Below are 17,051 nucleotides of genomic sequence, written 5' to 3'. Positions count from 1 at the left end.
TTCTACCAGCTCGGCCGCCCTCGCCGGATGCGGGCATCGGAACCGAGATCACGACCCCGAACAGGCCCTAGTACCGCATCAGACACGTTCACCCCGTTGACGACCTTGCGTAACGGGTGTCGGCGCCGTGGCGATTCCGCACCGTCGGGACCGCATCCTCGCTGCGCGGTTCAGGATGCAGCCGCCCTTGTGGACTGTCAGCCGGGGTTGGCCGGCGGTTCCGCGGTACCGACGATGAAGCCGCCTCCCACGGTCCGGACATCGGCTGACCACCCCAGCGCGGCGAGCTTGTCCGTGAGCTCTCCGGCGTCGTGGAAGACCTTCACGACGCGATACGGGCTGCCGTCGTCGAGTCGGCGCTGCACCGCAGGGATGGGCTGCCGGACGAGAACTTCCTCGCGGGCGGCCTCTGCGGGGCCATCGTCGACGAAGATCGCTTTGCCGTGCGGTGCCAGCGCGGCGGCGATGGTGTTCCAGAAGTCCGGTAGGCGGGACGGCGGGACGTGGGAGAGCCAGAAGGCGAAGAACACGGTGTCGTAGCGGCGCGTCGGCCGCCAGGTGAACAGATCGGCCTGAATGAACTGGACGTCGGGGGAAACGACCCGCGCACGCGCGATACCCAGTGTCTCGTCCGACACGTCGACGGCGGTCACAGAGCGCGCCCGAGCAACGAGCGCCCCGGTCCACTGACCCGTTCCGCAGGCCAACTCCAGCACGTCCCCGACAATCGGGAGGTCGTCCGCCGTAGCCAGCAACTCCCGCAGTTCCTCGCGCTCGACATAGGGCCGGTCGTATCCGCCCGCGTGGGCCCGGTAGTAGGCGATCTGCTCCGTTAAAAGGGCATCCTCATCGCTGTCCATGGCCGCGACCCTACTGATCGTGTCACCCTCCTGTCCCGCCCGGTGCGGCACCGGCGACAACCCGCAGGGCACGCTCCCGTGGTGTGGACCTCCCCTCGCCGCACCCTGCCTCCTGCGGCGGGCAAAGTGCGGCCGCCCGGCGCCCCCGGGAGGGTCGGACTGCCCCGGCCCGGCAGGGCGCGCCCCGCGAGCCCGCGCGTGTTTCTCGAGCGCCCGGCCCGGGGCTGCGGCAGAGGCGCGCCGGGCGACGTGGAGAGGGGCCGGGTGAACGCCTGCTGTGCGGCGTTCACCCGGCCGGGCCGGGGTTGAGTTGCCCGGCGCCAGACCGAACGCTCCGAAGGTGGCCCGCCCTCCACCGCCATGCAGCAACCGGGTATGACGCTGCCCCTGTGAGAGCAAGCCGCTGGACGCGCCACAGGCCGGAAGCGAGGTGTGTGGCGAGGTGGTGGTGATCGATCGTGCCGGGCACCTGCGCAGCGGTGGCGGGGTGCGGATCGGCGCGGGGTCTGTTGCCGTCGGTCGGGATCCGGGATGCTCCTGTGGCATGAGTAGACCCGTGAGACGCACCACCCGTATGCGCCACTGGATCTGGCCCGTCGTCGCCGCCGTGGTCGCGACGACGTTCAGCTGGAGCTCGCCCGCGGGGGCGGACGGTGACCGGACCGGGCTGCCGGAGGCCATCGACACGATCCTCGGCGACGCCCGCATGGACGGCGGCGCCGCGAGCGTCGTCGTCGCCGACGCGAAGACCGGTGCGGTCCTTTATCAGCATCTGCCGAGCGGGCGGCTCATGCCCGCCTCCAACACCAAGTTGCTCACCTCGGCCGCGGCCATGGCGCTGCTCGGCCCCGACCACCGCTTCGCCACCGACGTCCTGTCGACCGGTGCCCGGCACGGCTCCGTGCTCGACGGCGACCTGTATCTGCGCGGCACCGGCGATCCGACCCTGCTCGCCGAGGACTACGACCGGCTCGCCGCCGCGCTCGCCGACTCGGGGGTGCGGCGCGTCACCGGGCGCCTGGTCGCCGACGACACCCGCTTCGACGACCAACGGCTCGGCCGCTCCTGGGCCTCCGACGACGAATCCTCTTACTACTCGGCGCAGACCTCCGCGCTGAGCGTCGCCCCCGACACCGACTACGACACCGGCACGGTCATCGTGCATGCGGCGCCGGGGGACAAGCCCGGCGACCGGCCGCGCACCACCGTCACCCCGGCCAACCACTACGTCCACCTCGACGTGCGCGCGACCACCGTCGACCGGGGCGGCCCGAGCGACCTCACCGTCGAGCGGCAGCACGGCACCAACACCGTCACCGTCAGCGGCACCCTGCCTGTGGGCGGCGCCACCGCCAAGGAGTGGGTCAGCGTCTGGGAGCCCACCGGCTACGCCGCGGACGTCTTCCGCGACGCGCTGGCCGCGCACGGCGTGCGCGTCACCGGGGCGACCCGGCTCGGCGAGGCGACTCCGAAGGGCGCGCGCAGGCTCGCCACGCACGAGTCCATGCCCCTCAAGGAGCTGCTGATCCCGTTCATGAAGCTGTCCAACAACATGCACGCCGAGGCGCTGACCAAGGCGATCGGATACGAGACCTCCGGGCGCGGCAGCTGGGATGCCGGTCTCGCCGGCATCAGCGGCTACCTGAAGCGCGTCGGCGTCGACCCGGGCAAGCTGCGCCAGGTCGACGGTTCCGGGCTGTCCCGGATGGACGGCGTCCCCGCGGACCAGCTCGCCAAGCTGCTCCTGTCGGTGCGCACCGAGCCCTGGTACGCCGACTGGTACCGGGCCCTCCCGGTGGCCTGTGACCCGAACCGCTTCGTCGGCGGTACGTTGCGCTCGCGTCTGTGCGGTACGTCGGCCGCACTCAACGCGCGTGGCAAGACGGGGTCGTTGACGGGCGCGTCGGCCCTGTCGGGATACGTCACCGACGCGGGCGGACGCGAACTCGTCTACAGCGTCGTCCTCAACAACTATCTCGTCGGCTCGGTCAAGAGCATCGAGGACGCCGTCGTGGCCACCCTCGCCTCGTCCGACGAGAACCGGGCGGTGACGGTGCGGCCGAAGGCCCTCCGGAGCACGGAGAGCAACGCGGACCTGGAGTGCTCGTGGCGCAAGCCGGCGCAGTGCTGAGGCACCCCTGGGCGCTCGCGCGGGCCGCCGGGCAGGCCGCGCCGAGCAGGGCCAGGGCTCGGCGCGCGCCGTGCCGGGTCGCGTAGAGCGGCAGCGCGCAGGCGGCAGCGGTGACCGGGGAGGCACCCGGTGGCAGGGCCCGCGTGCTCCACCAGCCGGCCGCCGCCCGCCGCGCTGCAGGCGATGCCCTCGAGAAGGCCCGATCACGGCGAGGGTCATGCCCCCGTTCAACTGCCCCTCGAGGGCGCGGCGCTGCACCAGCGTCACCCCGACGACGAGCGCATCCCCTACAAAGCCCACAGAGGGCAGCCACTTCCCGCGTCGCTGTCGCGGTCCCGAGTCGGCAGCTGTTGGGCATCCTTGCCGGACACCAGCGGTCGGCTCCGGCTCGGCGTGTCGATCTCCAGGCGCCGCTGTCCAAGAACCGATCGGTTCTTGGACAGCGCCAGAGCACGGCCATGGTGGGCGGGTTACGTGGTCCGCGCGCTGCCGACTGCAGGGGGCCCGGTCGGGGCGGAGGACAGGCTGGTCGCGGAGGGGGGAAGGTCCCGCGGCCAACTGCGATGGTGATGGGGCGGCCCGAATCGGGCCGCCCCATCACGTTCGGCGCTCGTGTCAGCGGTGCCCGTGCCCGTGGCCGTGCCCATGGCCGTGCCCGTGCCCGTGCCCGTGCCCATGGCCGTGCCCGTGCCCGTGCCCATGGCCGTGCCCGTGCCCGTGCCCGTGGCCGTGGCCGTGCCCGTGGCCGTGGCCGTGCCCGTGGCCGTGGCCGTGACGGCGGTCCCGGTCCCTCCCGTGGCCGTGGTGGCCGTCCCTGTCCTTCCCGTGCCCGTGGTGGTACCGGGGCCCGTCCTCGCCCCGGTCCCCACGATGGTGGTCATTCGAGGCGTACGCACCGGCCACCCCCGGCACGGCGGCGCCGGCGGCGGCAGCAGCTCCAGCACCACCCAGCACCACGGCGACTGCCACGCCGAGCGCGGCAGCAAAGCGGGAAACACGCATAGCGATCTCCTGTCACAGCAGGCGCCTGGGCGCCTGGACCGATTGGACACGGCAACAGTCGCCCCAAGCGGGCACCGGAAGCCGCGGGCGCGCCCACAAAGGCCCTCAAAGAGGTGGAATTTCCAGGTCCGCGGAACCAAGGCGTGTGGGCAATCCGTGGACACCCTTCTGCGCGACCGCTACGACCGAGGACCGGTGTCAGGCCAGGATCGTGGCGGGCGCAACCGTGAAGACCCAGCCCGGCGTATGCCGTCGACCCCGCCGGAGCTGGGCAGCTCGTCGTACTGCCGCCGTCCCGCACGGGCGAGCGTGAGCAGACCGCACCGTCCGCCGTGGTCGAGGGAACGGCTGCTGCCGCGAGGTGGCCGGGCCCGTCGTGGGCGCTCCGCACAGCGCGGCGCCGTCGCGCCGACCGCGACCGGGAGCGGGTCCGGAGCCTGCAGCGGAGCGTCAAGTAGTCGGGCGGCCTGCTGCCGCCGCCGTCGCGCCTGAGGGAAGGGCCTATCCGGACGGCAGGGCAGCGAGGGAGGGCCCGCAGCGCGGCAAGCGACGACCCGACCGGAGGGTCACTTCTTCTGGGGTGAGGCCGTAGCCGGCGGTGGCTGCCGTGCCCCGCACAGCGTTCAACAATTGATGGTCTGCGATTCCGCTGTGCAGGGTGAACTCGCCTGGACCGCGTACCAGGCCGAACGGCGTCGGCGCACAGAGACCGGCGAAGGCTCCTTCGAGGTGCACAGCCCATTCCGCCAGGGCCGCTGACCGGGGCACCGAAGCGTTCAGGAAACTGAACTCCGTAGCGGTGATCCCTGCTCGGATACTCCCCGAACCCCGAGACCACCGCCCGCCGGACCTGGCTTGGAGGAGGACGACCGGGAGCACGTGCTCACCGTCCGGTAAGAGGGACGGGGTCGTAGGGGCGGAGCCGAACGGCGGCGACCCCACAGGACCAACATCACGCTGAGCTACATGTCACTTGGTTCCCTGTACGTTGACGGCACCCTCGTTCGACGCGCGCCCGTGAGGCGCACATGGGGAGAATGAAGCAAGGATCCGTGACGGGGCACTACCTGAGCCGGGGAGCGGTGGTGGCCCCTCTCGAAGGTGATGACGATGCCGGCGTGGCGATTTCGGGACTTCCACGACGATGATCTGGACCGCGCCATCCAGATCTGGGACCAGAACCAGCAGGTGGACGAGGCTCCTGCCGTTTTCCCGGTATCGGAGGTCGTGGCCGCAGCCAGGGCCGCAGGACCGGCCGTGGTGGCGGTGGTCGGCGACGAGCTGGTGGGCGTCGGCGTGGCGCAGGTCTCCGGCGAGAGGGGCTGGATCATCCTGGTGGCCTTGGCCGGGACATGGCGCAGCCGCGGCATCGGGAACTCCTTGATCGCCGAGCTTGAGCGGCGCTTGCGGTCCCAGGGAGTCCGCCGGATCGGCGCGCTCCTGGCCCCGGGGGCGACGGAAACCGTTGCCTTGGAAAATTCAGGCTACCGGTCCCGGACCGGGCTCGTCTTCTACGAGAAGGTCGAGCAGCTCGGTGCGAGCGATGCCGGCCTCCTGGCGGAACTGGGGGGAAGGATGCTTCCCGGGGATCTGTGGGACGGCCTTGCGGGAATGGAAGAGGTGAAGGAAGCCATCGAGCGACGGATCGTGCTGCCGCTGGCCCGGCCCACGCTGGCCGAGCGGTATGGAGTGAGGCCGCCGAAGGCGGTCATCCTCTTCGGGCCGCCGGGCACCGGCAAGACCAGCTTCGCCCGAGCGGTTGCCTCGCGGTTGGGGTGGCCCTTCGTGGAACTCTTCCCGTCCCGGCTTGCGTCGTTCCGGGAGGGAGGACTGGCGGCCTCGTTGCGGGAGGCGTTCACCGAGCTGGCCGAGCTGGAGACGGTGGTTCTCTTCATCGACGAGGTCGAGGAGATCGCTTCTGCCCGGTCCGGTACGGCTGTCGACCCCAGTCATGGAGTCACCAACGAACTGCTCAAACTGATCCCCGGCTTCCGCGACCACGACGACCGCCTCTTGATCTGCGCCACGAACTCCGTCCGCTTCCTCGACCCTGCGTTCCTTCGGCCCGGCCGCTTCGACTACGTCATCCCGGTCGGCCCGCCCGATCCACAGGCCCGTTCGGCGGTCTGGCGGCGCTACCTCGGGACCGCCGCCGCCCATGTCGATCTCCGCCGTCTGGTGGAGGCAAGCGCAATGTTCACGCCGGCCGATATCGAGTTCGCCGCTCGCAAGGGCGCCCAGACCGCCTTCGAACGCGAAGTCGCCCAGGGGAAAGGCGCGCCGGCCGGCACGGAGGACTACCTGCAGGCCATCGCACAGACCCGTCCCACACTCACCGACCAGGCACTGACGGACTTCGCCGAGGACACCGAGGAGTACGTACGCATGTGACTCTGCGCGTCATCCCGCGAGTTCGCCGTGGTCCTTGGTTCTTCGGCATGGGGCCTGACCAGGCACCTCGTCGCCTTCGGCCTGTGCGTCTGTGCGTCTGTGCGGGGCTCATGACGGTTCTCCAGAAATCCCGAGGGTCCGTCATGACCTATGCGGATCCCTCGCTTCCGTCTGCCGGGCTGACCTGCAGCAACGAGAGACGAAAGCCAGGACGAGCCCGCAGGATGTCGCATGACACACGCCGCTCGCGGCGGAACTTCTTCAACCACTCCGTCCCCCGTTACCGCGACCTCCCGGGGCACGTCCAAGGAGTGCGTCGCGGTGGGTCATCCGGGCACGAGCACGGCGGCGCCGCCGACCCGGTCGGCGGCCAGGTCCCTCAGAGCCTGGTCGGCACGGCTCAACGGATACGGGCTGACGGTGACCCGCATACCGATCCGCGCGGCCGTGTCCAGGAAGTCGCGGCCGTCCTGCCGGGTGTTGGAGGTGACGCTGCGCAGATTCCGCTCTTCGAAGAGGTGACGGCGGTAATCGAGCATGGGGATGTCGGTGAGGTGGATGCCCGCCACGGCGAGCGTTCCCGAACGGTCCAGTGCCTCCAGTGCCACGGGCACCAGATCCCCTACCGGTGCGAACAGGATCGCCGAATCCAGTGGTTCGGGCGGGCGGTCGTAGGCGCCGCCCGCGGAAGAGGCGCCTAGGTCGAGGGCGAGTTCACGGGCCCGTGCCGAACGGGTCAGCACGTGCACGGTTGCTCCTTCGGCCAGGGCGACCTGCGCCGCCAGATGGGCCGAGGCCCCGAAGCCGTAGATCCCGAGCCGGCCGTTGGGTGGCAGGGCGCTGCGGCGCAGAGCCCGGTAGCCGATGATCCCGGCACACAGCAGCGGTGCCAGCAGTACGGCGTCCTGGTCGTCCGGGAGCGCGTAGGCGTAGTCCGCCGGCACGAGGGTGACATCGGCGAAACCGCCGTCCGCGTCCCAACCGGTGTAGAGGGAGGCCGGGCAGAGGTTCTCGCGACCGGCCCGGCAGTAGCGGCATCGGCCGCAGGTGCTGCGCAGCCACGCCCCACCGGCTCGGTCGCCGACCCGGAACTCCGTGACGGACTCGCCGACGGCGGCCACGCGGCCGACGATCTCATGACCGGGAACGGTCGATGCCCGGTGCGGGCGCAGGTCGCCTTCGGCAAGGTGCAGGTCCGTGCGGCAGACGCCGCACGCCTCGACCCTCAGCAACAGCTCGCCAGGCCCCGGCGAGGGCACGGTACGCCGCACGGACATCAGTGGGCCGTCCGCGATCGGACCAGGACTCTCGACAGCCCACCCGGTCAGCATGTTCGAAGCCGACGCGCGCACCATGTTCCCAGCCTGGCGCCGGCCGGCAAGTCCGGCAAACGCTCGCCGCAGAACGGCAGGCCGCAGCCGCACGCCGCTCGGTGCGGCAACGGCCCTCGGCCGTTCGGGCGGCACTGTCATGTTGGCTGGCCGGGTGGGACGATCTTCGGGTTGATCATGGTGGATGGAGTTGTCCGTGGGCAGTACGCCGCCGTCGTACAGGGGGCACCGGTACCCGGCGGAGATCATCTCCCACTGCGTGTGGCGGTACTTCCGCCTCCTGCTCGGCTTCCGCGAGGCCGGGGAGCGAGCGGGGCAAAGACCTCGAGATCCGCGCGCTGCGGCACCACCTGCCGGTCCTGCAGCGCCAGGCCGGCCGACCCGGGTTCACCGAAACCGACCGCGCAGCCCTCGCCGCCCTGCCCCCATCCCCAGGGGCGAGCCGCGGCACCTCCTGCTGCCGGCACGCCCGGACACGCTTCTGCGCCAACACCGCACCCCGCTCCCCCGGAGCCACGCCGCGACCTGCGGGCCCAAGCACCGCGGGCGCCCGCCCACCGTCCGCCCGATCCGCGCCTTGGTGCCGCGCCCGGCTTGGGAGCACAGCTCCTGGGGGTTGTGCTTGCCGGAAACCGCGTGCGTCCAGGTCAAGCGGCATGCTGGTACTCGTGGAGTACGCTGCCGAGGCGGTCGCGTCTTCGTACCTCGAGGTGGGCGAGCCGGTCCAGGTCGGTGATCGGCTCGGGCAACGGGCAGAGCGGGCGGACGTCACCCATGCTCTGATGCGGTCGATGCGAGTTGTAGAAGCGTTCGAACTCGCGTAGTACGTGGAGCAGGTGACGCTGATTCCAGATCAACGTGCGGTCCAGGAACTCACGCCGGCGGGTCTGCACCCACCGCTCCATGACGGCGTTCATCCTCGGCATCCGTACACCACTGAGCGCCACCTGGATTCCCGCGTCCTTGAGCGCCCGCCGGGGCTCGGCACCGTGGGGGTGGCTGCTGGAGGGGTTGCCGAAGTAGTCGGTCAGGTACGGCAGCACCGCTTCGGCGACGCGCGGGTCGACCGGGGTGGTGGCGTTGTAGTCGAGGTAGACCGGGTCCGCCGGCCAGGCCCGGGTGCGGCGGGAGGCCGCCGCCGGGGCCCATCACGTCAGGTCCGAGGCGTCGACGGGCAGCTCCGACAGCCGCCACTCCAGCATGCCGTCGTTGAGGCGGATCGCCCGCCGCCCCAGGTCGGTCAGCAGCCGCACCGCGTCGTGGGCCAGGACACAGTACTCGCCGCGGCAGTACACGACGATCTCGGTGTCCTCGGGCAACTCGTCGATCCGCTCGGCGAGCTCATCGACCGGGATGGAGATCGCGCCGGGAATGTGTCCGGCCTGGTACTCCTCGACCGGCCGCACGTCGAGCACGACGACGTCCCCGGCGGCAATCCGGACCCGCAGTTCCTCACGGCTGAGCTCGGACGCGGTGTCCTCGCCGAGATAGGCATCGCGGGCCGCGGGCACGGCGGCCTGGTGGGCTTCAGCGACCTTGCGCAGCAGCGCGAACAGGTGGGCGACGTCGTCGCCGGCGAGCCGGTAGTGGATGCGCACGCCCTCGCGGCGGGTGGCGACGAAGCCGGCCTGCTTGAGGGTCTGCAGGTGCGCCGAGGCGGTGGTCAGGTTCAGCCCGGCCGCCTTGGCCAGCGCGTCGACGGTGCGCTCGCCCTGGGCCAGCAGATCCAGCAGCTCCAGGCGCTTTCCACTGGCCAGCGCCTTGCCACTGGCCGCGAACGCGTCGTACAGCCGCGCCTTCGACCCGCTCTTCGTGTTCTCCGACATGGCATCCTCCATAAATCCATGGATCATTGTAAATAAGCCTGGGGGAGATGACCACACACCCCCGCTCCGAGAGCTTGGAGGACGCCGTGGGCTTCGCGGACGATCACCTCATCCCGCTCGTCGACGAGGGGCTCGGCAACAGCGCCTACCTGCTCGCCCTCGGCGACGGACGCGCCCTGGCTGTCGACGTAAGCCGTGACCTGCGCGCCCTCCGTGCGGCAGCCGAGCGGCGAGGGCTGCACGTTGCGTTCGCCGCCGACACGCACCTGCACGCCGACTTCCTCTCCGGCGCCGTCCAGCTCGGCCACGACACCGGCGCCACCGTGCTCGCCTCCGCGGCCGGCCGCCGCGCCTTCGCGCACCGGGGCCTGGTGGACGGCGACGAGGTCGACCTGGGCGGGCTGACGCTGCGGGCTCTGGCCACCCCCGGGCACACCGACGAACACCTGTCCTTCCTGCTGCTGGACGGCAGCCGGGAGCTCGGGGTGTTCACCGGCGGCTCGCTGATCGTGAACTCCGCCGCCCGCACCGACCTCCTCGGCCCCGAGCGGACCGAGGAACTCGCCCGGGCCCAGTACCACTCGCTCAAGCGGCTGACCGCCCTGCCGGACGAGACCGCGGTGTGGCCCACCCACGGCACCGGATCCTTCTGCTCGGCCCCTCCCGGCACCGAGCGCACCACCACCATCGGCGCGCAGCAGCGGGCCAACCCTCTGCTCGGCGCACCCGACGAGGACACCTTCGTGGCCCAGCTGATCGCGAGCCTGGGCAGCTACCCGGCGTACTTCGACCGGCTGGGCGAACTCAACCGGCGCGGTCCGGCGGTGCTGACCGCACAGCCGCTGCTGCCCACCCTGTCCGCGCAGCAGGTGCGGGCCCTGACAGCCGACGGCGGGCACGTCGTCGACGTCCGCCCGGCCGCCGACTACGCCGCCGGCCACATCCCCGGCTCCCTGTCCGTCCCGCTGCGCGAGCAGTTCGCCACCTGGCTCGGCTGGCTCCTGCCCGACACCGTGCCCCTGGCGTTCGTCACCGGCGTCGACCAGGATCTGAGCGAGATCGTCTGGCAGGCGTACAAGATCGGCTACGAGCGGCTCACCGGCCGCCTCGCGGGCGGGATGACTGCCTGGCTCGCCGACGGCAACACCCAGACCACCACCGCGTTCGTCACCGCCGACCGTGCCGCAGGCCGCCCCTACCTCGATGTGCGGCAGGAAGCGGAGTTCGCCTCCGGGCACGTCCCCGGCGCGGTGCACATCGAGCTCGGCGGCCTGGCCGCTGCCGCCGGCGATGCCCCCCACGGCCCGGTCGTGGCCTGCGGGCACGGCGAGCGCGCCATGACCGCCGCCAGCCTCCTGGAACGGGCCGGCCATCGCGATGTCGCCGTCCTCGACGGTGGACCGGCCGACTACGCCGCCGCCCAGGGGCAGCGGCTCGTCGAAGGCGCGGAGGGCACCCGCTCGTGAACGCCACTCCTGCGGTCACCGCCCCGACCGACCCCGCCGGGCGACCGGTCCGGCTCGGTCTGCGGGAGAACTGGCTGCAGTTCACCCTGCTGGTCGTCGTCAATGTCTGCGTCGGCGGCCTGGTCGGCCTGGAACGCACCACCGTCCCGCTCATCGGCACCGAGACCTTCGGCATCACCAGCGACCTGGCCGTCTTCTCCTTCATCATCGCCTTCGGTGTCACGAAGGCGATCACCAACCTCGCCGCCGGCGCGCTGACCGCCCGCTTCCACCGCAAGCAGCTCCTCGTCACCGGCTGGCTGATCGGCATCCCTGTCCCCTTCGCGCTGGCCTACGCACCGTCCTGGGGCTGGATCGTCGCCGCCAACGTGCTGCTCGGCCTCAACCAGGGCCTGACCTGGTCGATGACCGTCAACATGAAGATCGACCTGGTCGGCCCCGCCCGCCGCGGCCTGGCCACCGGCCTGAACGAGGCCGCCGGCTACACCGCGGTCGGCGTCACCGCCCTGCTCACCGGCTACCTCGCCACCAGCCACGGCCTGCGCCCGGTGCCCGAGCTCATCGGCGTCGTCTTCGTCGCCGCGGGCCTCGCCCTAGCCCTGGTAGTGCGCGACACCGCCGCCCACGTCGCGCTCGAACTCGCCCAGCACGCGGCGCCCCTGCCCACCGACGAAGACACCGGCCTGAAGGCCACCTTCGCCCGCACCTCCTGGCACAACCGCTCCCTGCGCGGCGCCAGCCAGGCCGGTCTGGTCAACAACCTCAACGACGGCCTCACCTGGGGCGTCTTCCCCCTGCTCTTCACCGACCACGGCCTCGGGCTGGCCGCCGTCGGCCTGATCAAGGGCCTTTACCCCATCCTGTGGGGCCTCGGGCAGGTCGCCACCGGCCACCTCGCCGACCGCATCGGCCGCAAACCGCTCATCGTCCACGGGATGCTCGTCCAGGCCGCCGGCTTCGTCCTCGCCCTCGCCCTGCTCGACCGGCCCCTGCTCGCCGGCACCCTCTCCGCGGTCTTCCTCGGCCTGGGCACCGCCATGGTCTACCCGGCCCTCATCGCGTCCGTCTCCGACCACGCCCACCCGGCCTGGCGGGCCAACGCGCTCGGCACGTACCGGTTCTGGCGGGACATCGGCTACGCCGCGGGCGCCCTGGTGGCCGGTGTCCTGGCCGACGCCCTCGGCCTGAACGCCACCGTCGTCGCGGCCGCCGTCCTCACCGCCGCCTCCGGCCTGCTCGCCGCCCGCTGGATCGAGGGGCACCCCGCGCGGTGACCGGCCGACCGGACACGTCTCGGGCATGAACCCAGCGAGCCGTACCCACACACAACGGCAGGGCGGGCAGGGTCTTGAGGTTGCGATCCTGTTCTTCATCGTCGGAGGGCTTGCTCAACGGTGATGACGCCCATGCCGCTCCCTGGTCACCAGGTGACCGGAAGCTGGACGAGTCCGCTGGTCAGCACGTCGCCACGGACGCGTAGTTCCTCGACTGGCACGGCAAGCTGCATCAGTGGGAAACGCGAAATGAGTTGGCCGAAGACAACCTGGAGTTCCATGCGGGCCAGGGGTGCGCCGATGCAGTAGCGCAGGCCGTGCCCGAAGGTGAGGTGCGAGATCTCCCGCCGAGTGACATCGAATCGGTCGGGGTCGGTGAAGACGGCCCTGTCGTGGTTGGCGGCGCCGTTGTCCAACATGACCAGGTCGCCGGCTTGCTGGATTCGGCCTGGCGGAGTCAGGCAAGGAGATGCCACCGCAGGCGACCGCTCTGGATCCGTACAAGCCGATGATCGACGAGATCCTCCGGACGGACCTTGACGGCGCCACTCAAGCAGTGGCACACGACCACCCGGATCTTCCACCGGCTCATCAGCCCGCTGGACAGATCCTGTCCGGTCGAGCAGGCCTGATCAGCGAGCGGCGTCCGACACGGTCGACCGGCGGGGCGGCCGGAAGGCCCGGTGTTCGCTCGGTGCCGCCGCTCTCGGGGGTGCCGGAGACGGGCCGCACCCTGAGGCGGCCCGCGCCGCCGCGTTGGCAGTGCTTCGGGGCTGTGAAACGCTGGCTTCAGGGCGTATATGTCCGGTACCTCCATATCGATCTCGAACGGGTGAAGCCGGCTGCCTCCCGGGAGCTCCCGGCTCCAGACTCCCGTTCGGGAGTGAGGAGCAGCCATGACGACGACCGAGCACGCTCACGACCGCGGCGAGCACAGTGACCCCACCTTGTACCGCACTCCGGCGGACGCCGTCGCCGCACCCCCGGAGAAGCTCGCCTATGTCGTCGGTTTCGACCCGGCCGCACAGCGCGCGGACGCGTTGTTCACCGTCGGCACCGACCCCGAATCCCCCGTGTACGGCCGCGTGACCTCCCACACCGAGCTGCCCGACCCGGGCAACGAACTGCACCACTTCGGCTGGAACGCCTGCTCGAGCGCGTTGGCGCATGCCGGTCATCATCACGCTGCGCGGCGCTACCTCATCGTCCCCGGACTGCGCTCCTCCCGGCTGCACGTCCTCGACACCGGACCCGATCCCGCCCGTCCGCGCCTGGTCAAGGTGGTCGAGCCCGAGGAGCTGGCCGCCAAGGCCGGATACTCGCGCCCGCACACACTCCACTGCGGCCCCGACGGAATGTTCCTGTCCTGCCTGGGCGGCGCGGACGGGGCGGACGGGCCCGGCGGCGTCGCGCTGCTGGACCACGAAAGCTTCGAAGTGCTGCGCGCCTGGGAGAGCGACCGCGGACCGCAGCGGCTCGCCTACGACCTCTGGTGGCACCTGCGCCAGAACATCGCCGTGACCAGCGAGTGGGGGAGCCCCTCGATGATCGAGGACGGCCTCGTCCCCGAACTGCTGCTGGATCGCCGCTACGGCCACTCACTGCACTTCTGGGAGCTGGACTCCGGCCGGCACCTGCAGCGCGTCGATCTGGGGGACGAGAACCAGATGGTGCTGGAACTGCGCCCCGCGCACGACCCCGAGGCCACGTGGGGGTTCACCAACACCGTGGTCGACGTGGAGGACCTGTCGGCATCGGTGTGGCTGTGGAACCGGGAGGGCGAGGACTTCGCCGTCCGCAAGGTGCTCACCGTCCCGGCCGAGCCCGCGCAGAGGGAGGACCTGCCCCCCGCACTGCAGCCGTTCGGCGCCGTGCCCCCATTCATCACCGACATCGACCTGTCGGTGGACGACCAGTGGCTGTACGTATCCGCCTGGGGAACCGGCGACCTGCTCCAGTACGACGTGAGCGACCCGTTCCATCCCCGGCAGACGGCGTCCGTGCGTCTTGGCGGCGTCGTCGGCCGACAGCCGCACCCCGCCGAACCGGACACTCCGCTGACCGGCGGAGCGCAGATGGTCGAGCTCAGCCGCGACGGGCGGCGCGTGTACCTGACGAACTCCCTGTACGCCGCCTGGGACGCGCAGCTCTATCCCGCGGGCATCGACCCGTGGATGGTCAAACTCGACGCCGACACCGCGCACGGCGGGCTCTCCGTCGACAGCCACTTCTTCCCACACGGCCCGGACTTCCTCGGCCTGCGCGTGCACCAGATACGCCTGCAGGGCGGCGACGCCTCCTCGGATTCGTACTGCTACCGCCGCTGACGGAGCCGGTTCACCCGGGCACTGCGCACACAGGCTCGCCACCCTCGCAGGAAGGGGGGCATGCTCTCCGTGCTCTACGCAGCAGGCGCACACACCGACGGCGGAACCGGGTGGCAGCTGCCCTCCACCGCAACGCTGGTGGCCGTGGTCCTGGTGACTGTGGCCACCGTGGTGGGCGCCTGGCTGGCGCGGCGTGGATTCGGCCGGCCTGCGCTTCTGCTGGCCGCCACGTCAGGGATTTTGCTGATCATTGCGGTCCTCGATCTTCTGCCCGACGCGTGGGACGAGGCCCATGAGGCCGGCGTGCCGCAGTGGACGGTGCCGCTCACCGCGCTCGCCGCGTACGGGGTGATGGGCGCCGTGGTCCGTATGGGCTGCCCGTGCGAGCCGGGTCGTGCGGGCGGCATCGGCGCGGCATCGGGGCTCGCTCTGCACCGCTTCCTGGAAGGAGCGGCCCTGGCGCTGACCGCCTCGGTCGCCGTGGTGGCGGCGCTCCTGGTGCACGCGGCTGGCGAGGGCCTGGCGCTGGCCGCTCTGCTGGGGGCGCGACCGAGGCGGCGCGTGGCTCCATGGATCGGGCTGGCCTGCTTGAGTCCGGTCGCGGGAGCTTTCGTGACGAGCGCTTTGCCGATTCCGGACGGCCTCATGCCGCTGCTGCTCGCCTTCGTCGGCGGCGTACTCGCGCAGGCGGCGTGGGTGGCGCTCAGGCTCGCCCATCAGCAGCGGCCCGCGGACCGGCGAGTCCTCGGGGTCCCGGCTGCGATGGCGATGTCTCTCGCGGCCGTCCTCACCGCGCTCGTCGTCCTTGTCGGGGCAGTCAACCGCTGAACGCGACCGGTCGCACGAGGGCGATGAAGGCCGCGGGAACCGGCGGACGCGGTCGTACGACTCTCTGCGCTCGGCCCGCGAGGTGGTGGTGCTTGACCTTTTGGGCTTGCGCGTGCGCCAGACGCGCCTGCAAGCCGGCGACACCTCCTCGGATTCGTACTGCTACCGCCGCTGGTCGCTTGTGCTCCGCGAGCATCGGCGCCGGCGCTCGCGGCGGTTGCCGCCGCGGTGGCGAGGCCCCTGCCTGCCATGTCGGCCCCTGGGCGTTCCGGGCGGCGGACAGCACGACAAGCCTCCTGGATGCCGGCAGCTTCGCGCTGACCTCGTGCCCCACGACACCAGGCCACGCCGATCTCAGGCGTGGTCGACCCCTGGCAATGCCCACCCGGAATAGCCGCAGCCTGCACAGTGGGCGTCCATACCTGAGCCCGGACACTGCATCGCCGTCATTTCTCGTGAACATCCGAGAGCCCTTGGATCGCCAACCGCTGCTGCAACTCATCGATAAACGCCCTCACTGGAAATGAACGAAGCCACGGGCCGGCCATGGGGTTCCGGATGAGGTCATCCTTCTCGCCGGTCAGAGCGAGGTACGGCTGGCCGTGTGTACCGCTGCGGTGCGGCCGGTTCTCATCTCCGGTGCGACGGCGGGTGCGCTGCCGCTTGTGGGCGCTTCAGCTGCGGCGCAGTCGGGGCAGTGGATGCGCCGTGTCCGCGCCTGGACAGGGCCGATCAGGCCGGTGGGGTGTCCGGGGTGTTGTCGTAGCACGCGTGGTCTTGGCAGACGGCGGCGCCGCGGTGGTGGCAGATGGCGACCGCAGTGGTGGTGTGGTTGTCGGTGGCGCACAGCAGGCAGTTCATGACCGGCCTTTCGGGTGGTGGCGGTGTTCGCTGATCCAGCGGGCGGCGAGCAGGCCGGAGGCGGCGGCGTGACGGCGGCGTGACGGCGGCGTCCAAGGCGCCGAGGGCGGGGTAGACCATGGCGGTGCCGATGCCCAGGGCAACGGCGGAGGCGATGCCGGCGGCCAGCGGGGGGGCGATCAGCGCGATCGCGACGGCGACAGTACTCGCCCATTGCCGACGCCACCCAGGGCGTGAGTCCGTGAGACGAAGGCTTCTCGTACTGTCATCGCGCTGATGAGCTCCCCGCAGCCAACCCCGCTGCTCGGGGGTATGACACTCGGCCCTTCTCTGAGCCAGGTGCGGACTGTGCCGCGTAGCACGGCCAGGTTCTGGGCGACTTGGAAGGTTTGTCGCATCGGTAGCTGTCAAGTCAAATGAAACGAATATGCGGCTATGAACTGTGTTGTTGCGGTTCGTGGCGTCGGGCGGGGTCGTTGATCCATGCCTGCTGGGGGATCTTCGGCGGTACGGGGCGGCAGTTGAAGCGTTCGGGATGCTGCTCGAAGGCGGCGGTGAGAGTCGCCGCCCGCTGCTCGCGAACGAGTTCGGCGGTGCCGAAGTGGACGCTGGCCGGGGTGTGATAGCCGATCCCGGAGTGCCGGTGCACGTGGTTGTAGTGCGAGATGAACGCGTCCATCCACTCACGCGCGTGAGCGAGGGAAGCGAAGCGGTCCGGATAGTCCGGCTGGTACTTCGTGGTGCGGAACTGGCT

General features: G+C 71.0%; 13 protein-coding genes and 1 pseudogene. 7 read left to right on the top strand and 7 right to left on the bottom strand.

Features of this window, described 5'->3' with window-relative positions; all coding sequences use genetic code 11:
- Window positions 1-197: 197 nt before the first annotated feature.
- Window positions 198-860, bottom strand: coding sequence for a trans-aconitate 2-methyltransferase (locus JL475_RS35580; protein ID WP_202282337.1), 663 nt, complete (start codon window positions 858-860; stop codon window positions 198-200).
- Between the two features lie 544 nt (window positions 861-1,404).
- On the opposite strand from JL475_RS35580, the gene dacB reads away from it, so the two are divergent.
- Window positions 1,405-2,991, top strand: a complete 1,587-nt coding sequence (gene dacB / locus JL475_RS35575) for a D-alanyl-D-alanine carboxypeptidase/D-alanyl-D-alanine-endopeptidase (protein WP_202282336.1) — start codon at window positions 1,405-1,407, stop codon at window positions 2,989-2,991.
- 2,106 nt (window positions 2,992-5,097) lie between these two features.
- On the top strand, window positions 5,098-6,384 hold the full coding sequence (locus tag JL475_RS35570) for an ATP-binding protein (RefSeq protein ID WP_202282335.1): 1,287 nt from the start codon (window positions 5,098-5,100) through the stop codon (window positions 6,382-6,384).
- A gap of 326 nt (window positions 6,385-6,710) precedes the next feature.
- Here JL475_RS35570 and JL475_RS35565 read toward each other — a convergent pair whose 3' ends face one another.
- On the bottom strand, window positions 6,711-7,712 hold the full coding sequence (locus JL475_RS35565) for a zinc-binding alcohol dehydrogenase family protein (RefSeq protein WP_368860253.1): 1,002 nt from the start codon (window positions 7,710-7,712) through the stop codon (window positions 6,711-6,713).
- 199 nt (window positions 7,713-7,911) lie between these two features.
- On the opposite strand from JL475_RS35565, the pseudogene JL475_RS40770 reads away from it, so the two are divergent.
- Window positions 7,912-8,013: pseudogene (locus JL475_RS40770) on the top strand (IS6 family transposase); the annotation flags it as partial.
- A 349-nt stretch (window positions 8,014-8,362) separates the two neighbouring features.
- On the opposite strand, the gene JL475_RS35560 reads toward JL475_RS40770, so the two are convergent.
- Together JL475_RS35560 and JL475_RS35550 are read right to left on the bottom strand one after the other, a co-directional pair.
- On the bottom strand, window positions 8,363-8,758 hold the full coding sequence (locus JL475_RS35560) for an integrase core domain-containing protein (protein WP_307825275.1): 396 nt from the start codon (window positions 8,756-8,758) through the stop codon (window positions 8,363-8,365).
- A gap of 105 nt (window positions 8,759-8,863) precedes the next feature.
- Window positions 8,864-9,541, bottom strand: coding sequence for a metalloregulator ArsR/SmtB family transcription factor (locus tag JL475_RS35550; RefSeq protein WP_202282334.1), 678 nt, complete (start codon window positions 9,539-9,541; stop codon window positions 8,864-8,866).
- Between the two features lie 47 nt (window positions 9,542-9,588).
- On the opposite strand from JL475_RS35550, the gene JL475_RS35545 reads away from it, so the two are divergent.
- Window positions 9,589-11,007 carry a rhodanese-like domain-containing protein gene (locus JL475_RS35545; RefSeq protein WP_237409210.1) on the top strand — a complete coding sequence of 473 codons (1,419 nt, stop codon included), beginning with the start codon at window positions 9,589-9,591 and terminating at the stop codon, window positions 11,005-11,007.
- Window positions 11,004-12,281, top strand: a complete 1,278-nt coding sequence (locus JL475_RS35540) for an MFS transporter (protein ID WP_202282333.1) — start codon at window positions 11,004-11,006, stop codon at window positions 12,279-12,281. The genes JL475_RS35545 and JL475_RS35540 overlap by 4 nt, the downstream gene beginning before the upstream one ends.
- Window positions 12,282-12,427: 146 nt before the next feature.
- Here the strand turns inward: JL475_RS35540 and JL475_RS35535 are convergent, their stop codons facing one another.
- Window positions 12,428-12,757, bottom strand: a complete 330-nt coding sequence (locus JL475_RS35535; protein ID WP_307825274.1) for a cytochrome P450 — start codon at window positions 12,755-12,757, stop codon at window positions 12,428-12,430.
- A 420-nt stretch (window positions 12,758-13,177) separates the two neighbouring features.
- On the opposite strand from JL475_RS35535, the gene JL475_RS35530 reads away from it, so the two are divergent.
- Both JL475_RS35530 and JL475_RS40760 read left to right on the top strand, forming a co-directional pair.
- A complete protein-coding gene (locus JL475_RS35530) occupies window positions 13,178-14,608 on the top strand; it encodes a selenium-binding protein SBP56-related protein (RefSeq protein ID WP_202282331.1) in 1,431 nt (476 codons plus the stop codon).
- Between the two features lie 60 nt (window positions 14,609-14,668).
- A complete protein-coding gene (locus tag JL475_RS40760; RefSeq protein WP_237409209.1) occupies window positions 14,669-15,436 on the top strand; it encodes a hypothetical protein in 768 nt (255 codons plus the stop codon).
- Between the two features lie 732 nt (window positions 15,437-16,168).
- Here JL475_RS40760 and JL475_RS35520 read toward each other — a convergent pair.
- Both JL475_RS35520 and JL475_RS35515 read right to left on the bottom strand, forming a co-directional pair.
- Window positions 16,169-16,297, bottom strand: coding sequence for a DUF2180 family protein (locus JL475_RS35520; RefSeq protein ID WP_202282330.1), 129 nt, complete (start codon window positions 16,295-16,297; stop codon window positions 16,169-16,171).
- 433 nt (window positions 16,298-16,730) lie between these two features.
- A partial coding sequence (locus tag JL475_RS35515; RefSeq protein WP_202282329.1) for an integrase core domain-containing protein occupies window positions 16,731-17,051 on the bottom strand: 321 nt, incomplete at its 5' end.

Source organism: Streptomyces sp. M2CJ-2 (assembly GCF_016757295.1).
In the GTDB taxonomy this organism is placed as follows: Bacteria; Actinomycetota; Actinomycetes; order Streptomycetales; family Streptomycetaceae; genus Streptomyces.
This window is presented reverse-complemented; position numbering and strand designations above follow the sequence as displayed.

Bases quoted from the DNA above. Each gene is read 5' to 3' on its own strand.
- JL475_RS35520 (WP_202282330.1), bottom strand. From the start codon at position 16,297: ATGAACTGCCTGCTGTGCGCCACCGACAACCACACCACCACTGCGGTC.
- JL475_RS40760 (WP_237409209.1), top strand. From the start codon at position 14,669: ATGCTCTCCGTGCTCTACGCAGCAGGCGCACACACCGACGGCGGAACC.
- JL475_RS35570 (WP_202282335.1), top strand. From the start codon at position 5,098: ATGACGATGCCGGCGTGGCGATTTCGGGACTTCCACGACGATGATCTG.
- JL475_RS35550 (WP_202282334.1), bottom strand. From the start codon at position 9,541: ATGTCGGAGAACACGAAGAGCGGGTCGAAGGCGCGGCTGTACGACGCG.
- JL475_RS35580 (WP_202282337.1), bottom strand. From the start codon at position 860: ATGGACAGCGATGAGGATGCCCTTTTAACGGAGCAGATCGCCTACTAC.
- JL475_RS35545 (WP_237409210.1), top strand. From the start codon at position 9,589: ATGACCACACACCCCCGCTCCGAGAGCTTGGAGGACGCCGTGGGCTTC.
- dacB (WP_202282336.1), top strand. From the start codon at position 1,405: ATGAGTAGACCCGTGAGACGCACCACCCGTATGCGCCACTGGATCTGG.
- JL475_RS35530 (WP_202282331.1), top strand. From the start codon at position 13,178: ATGACGACGACCGAGCACGCTCACGACCGCGGCGAGCACAGTGACCCC.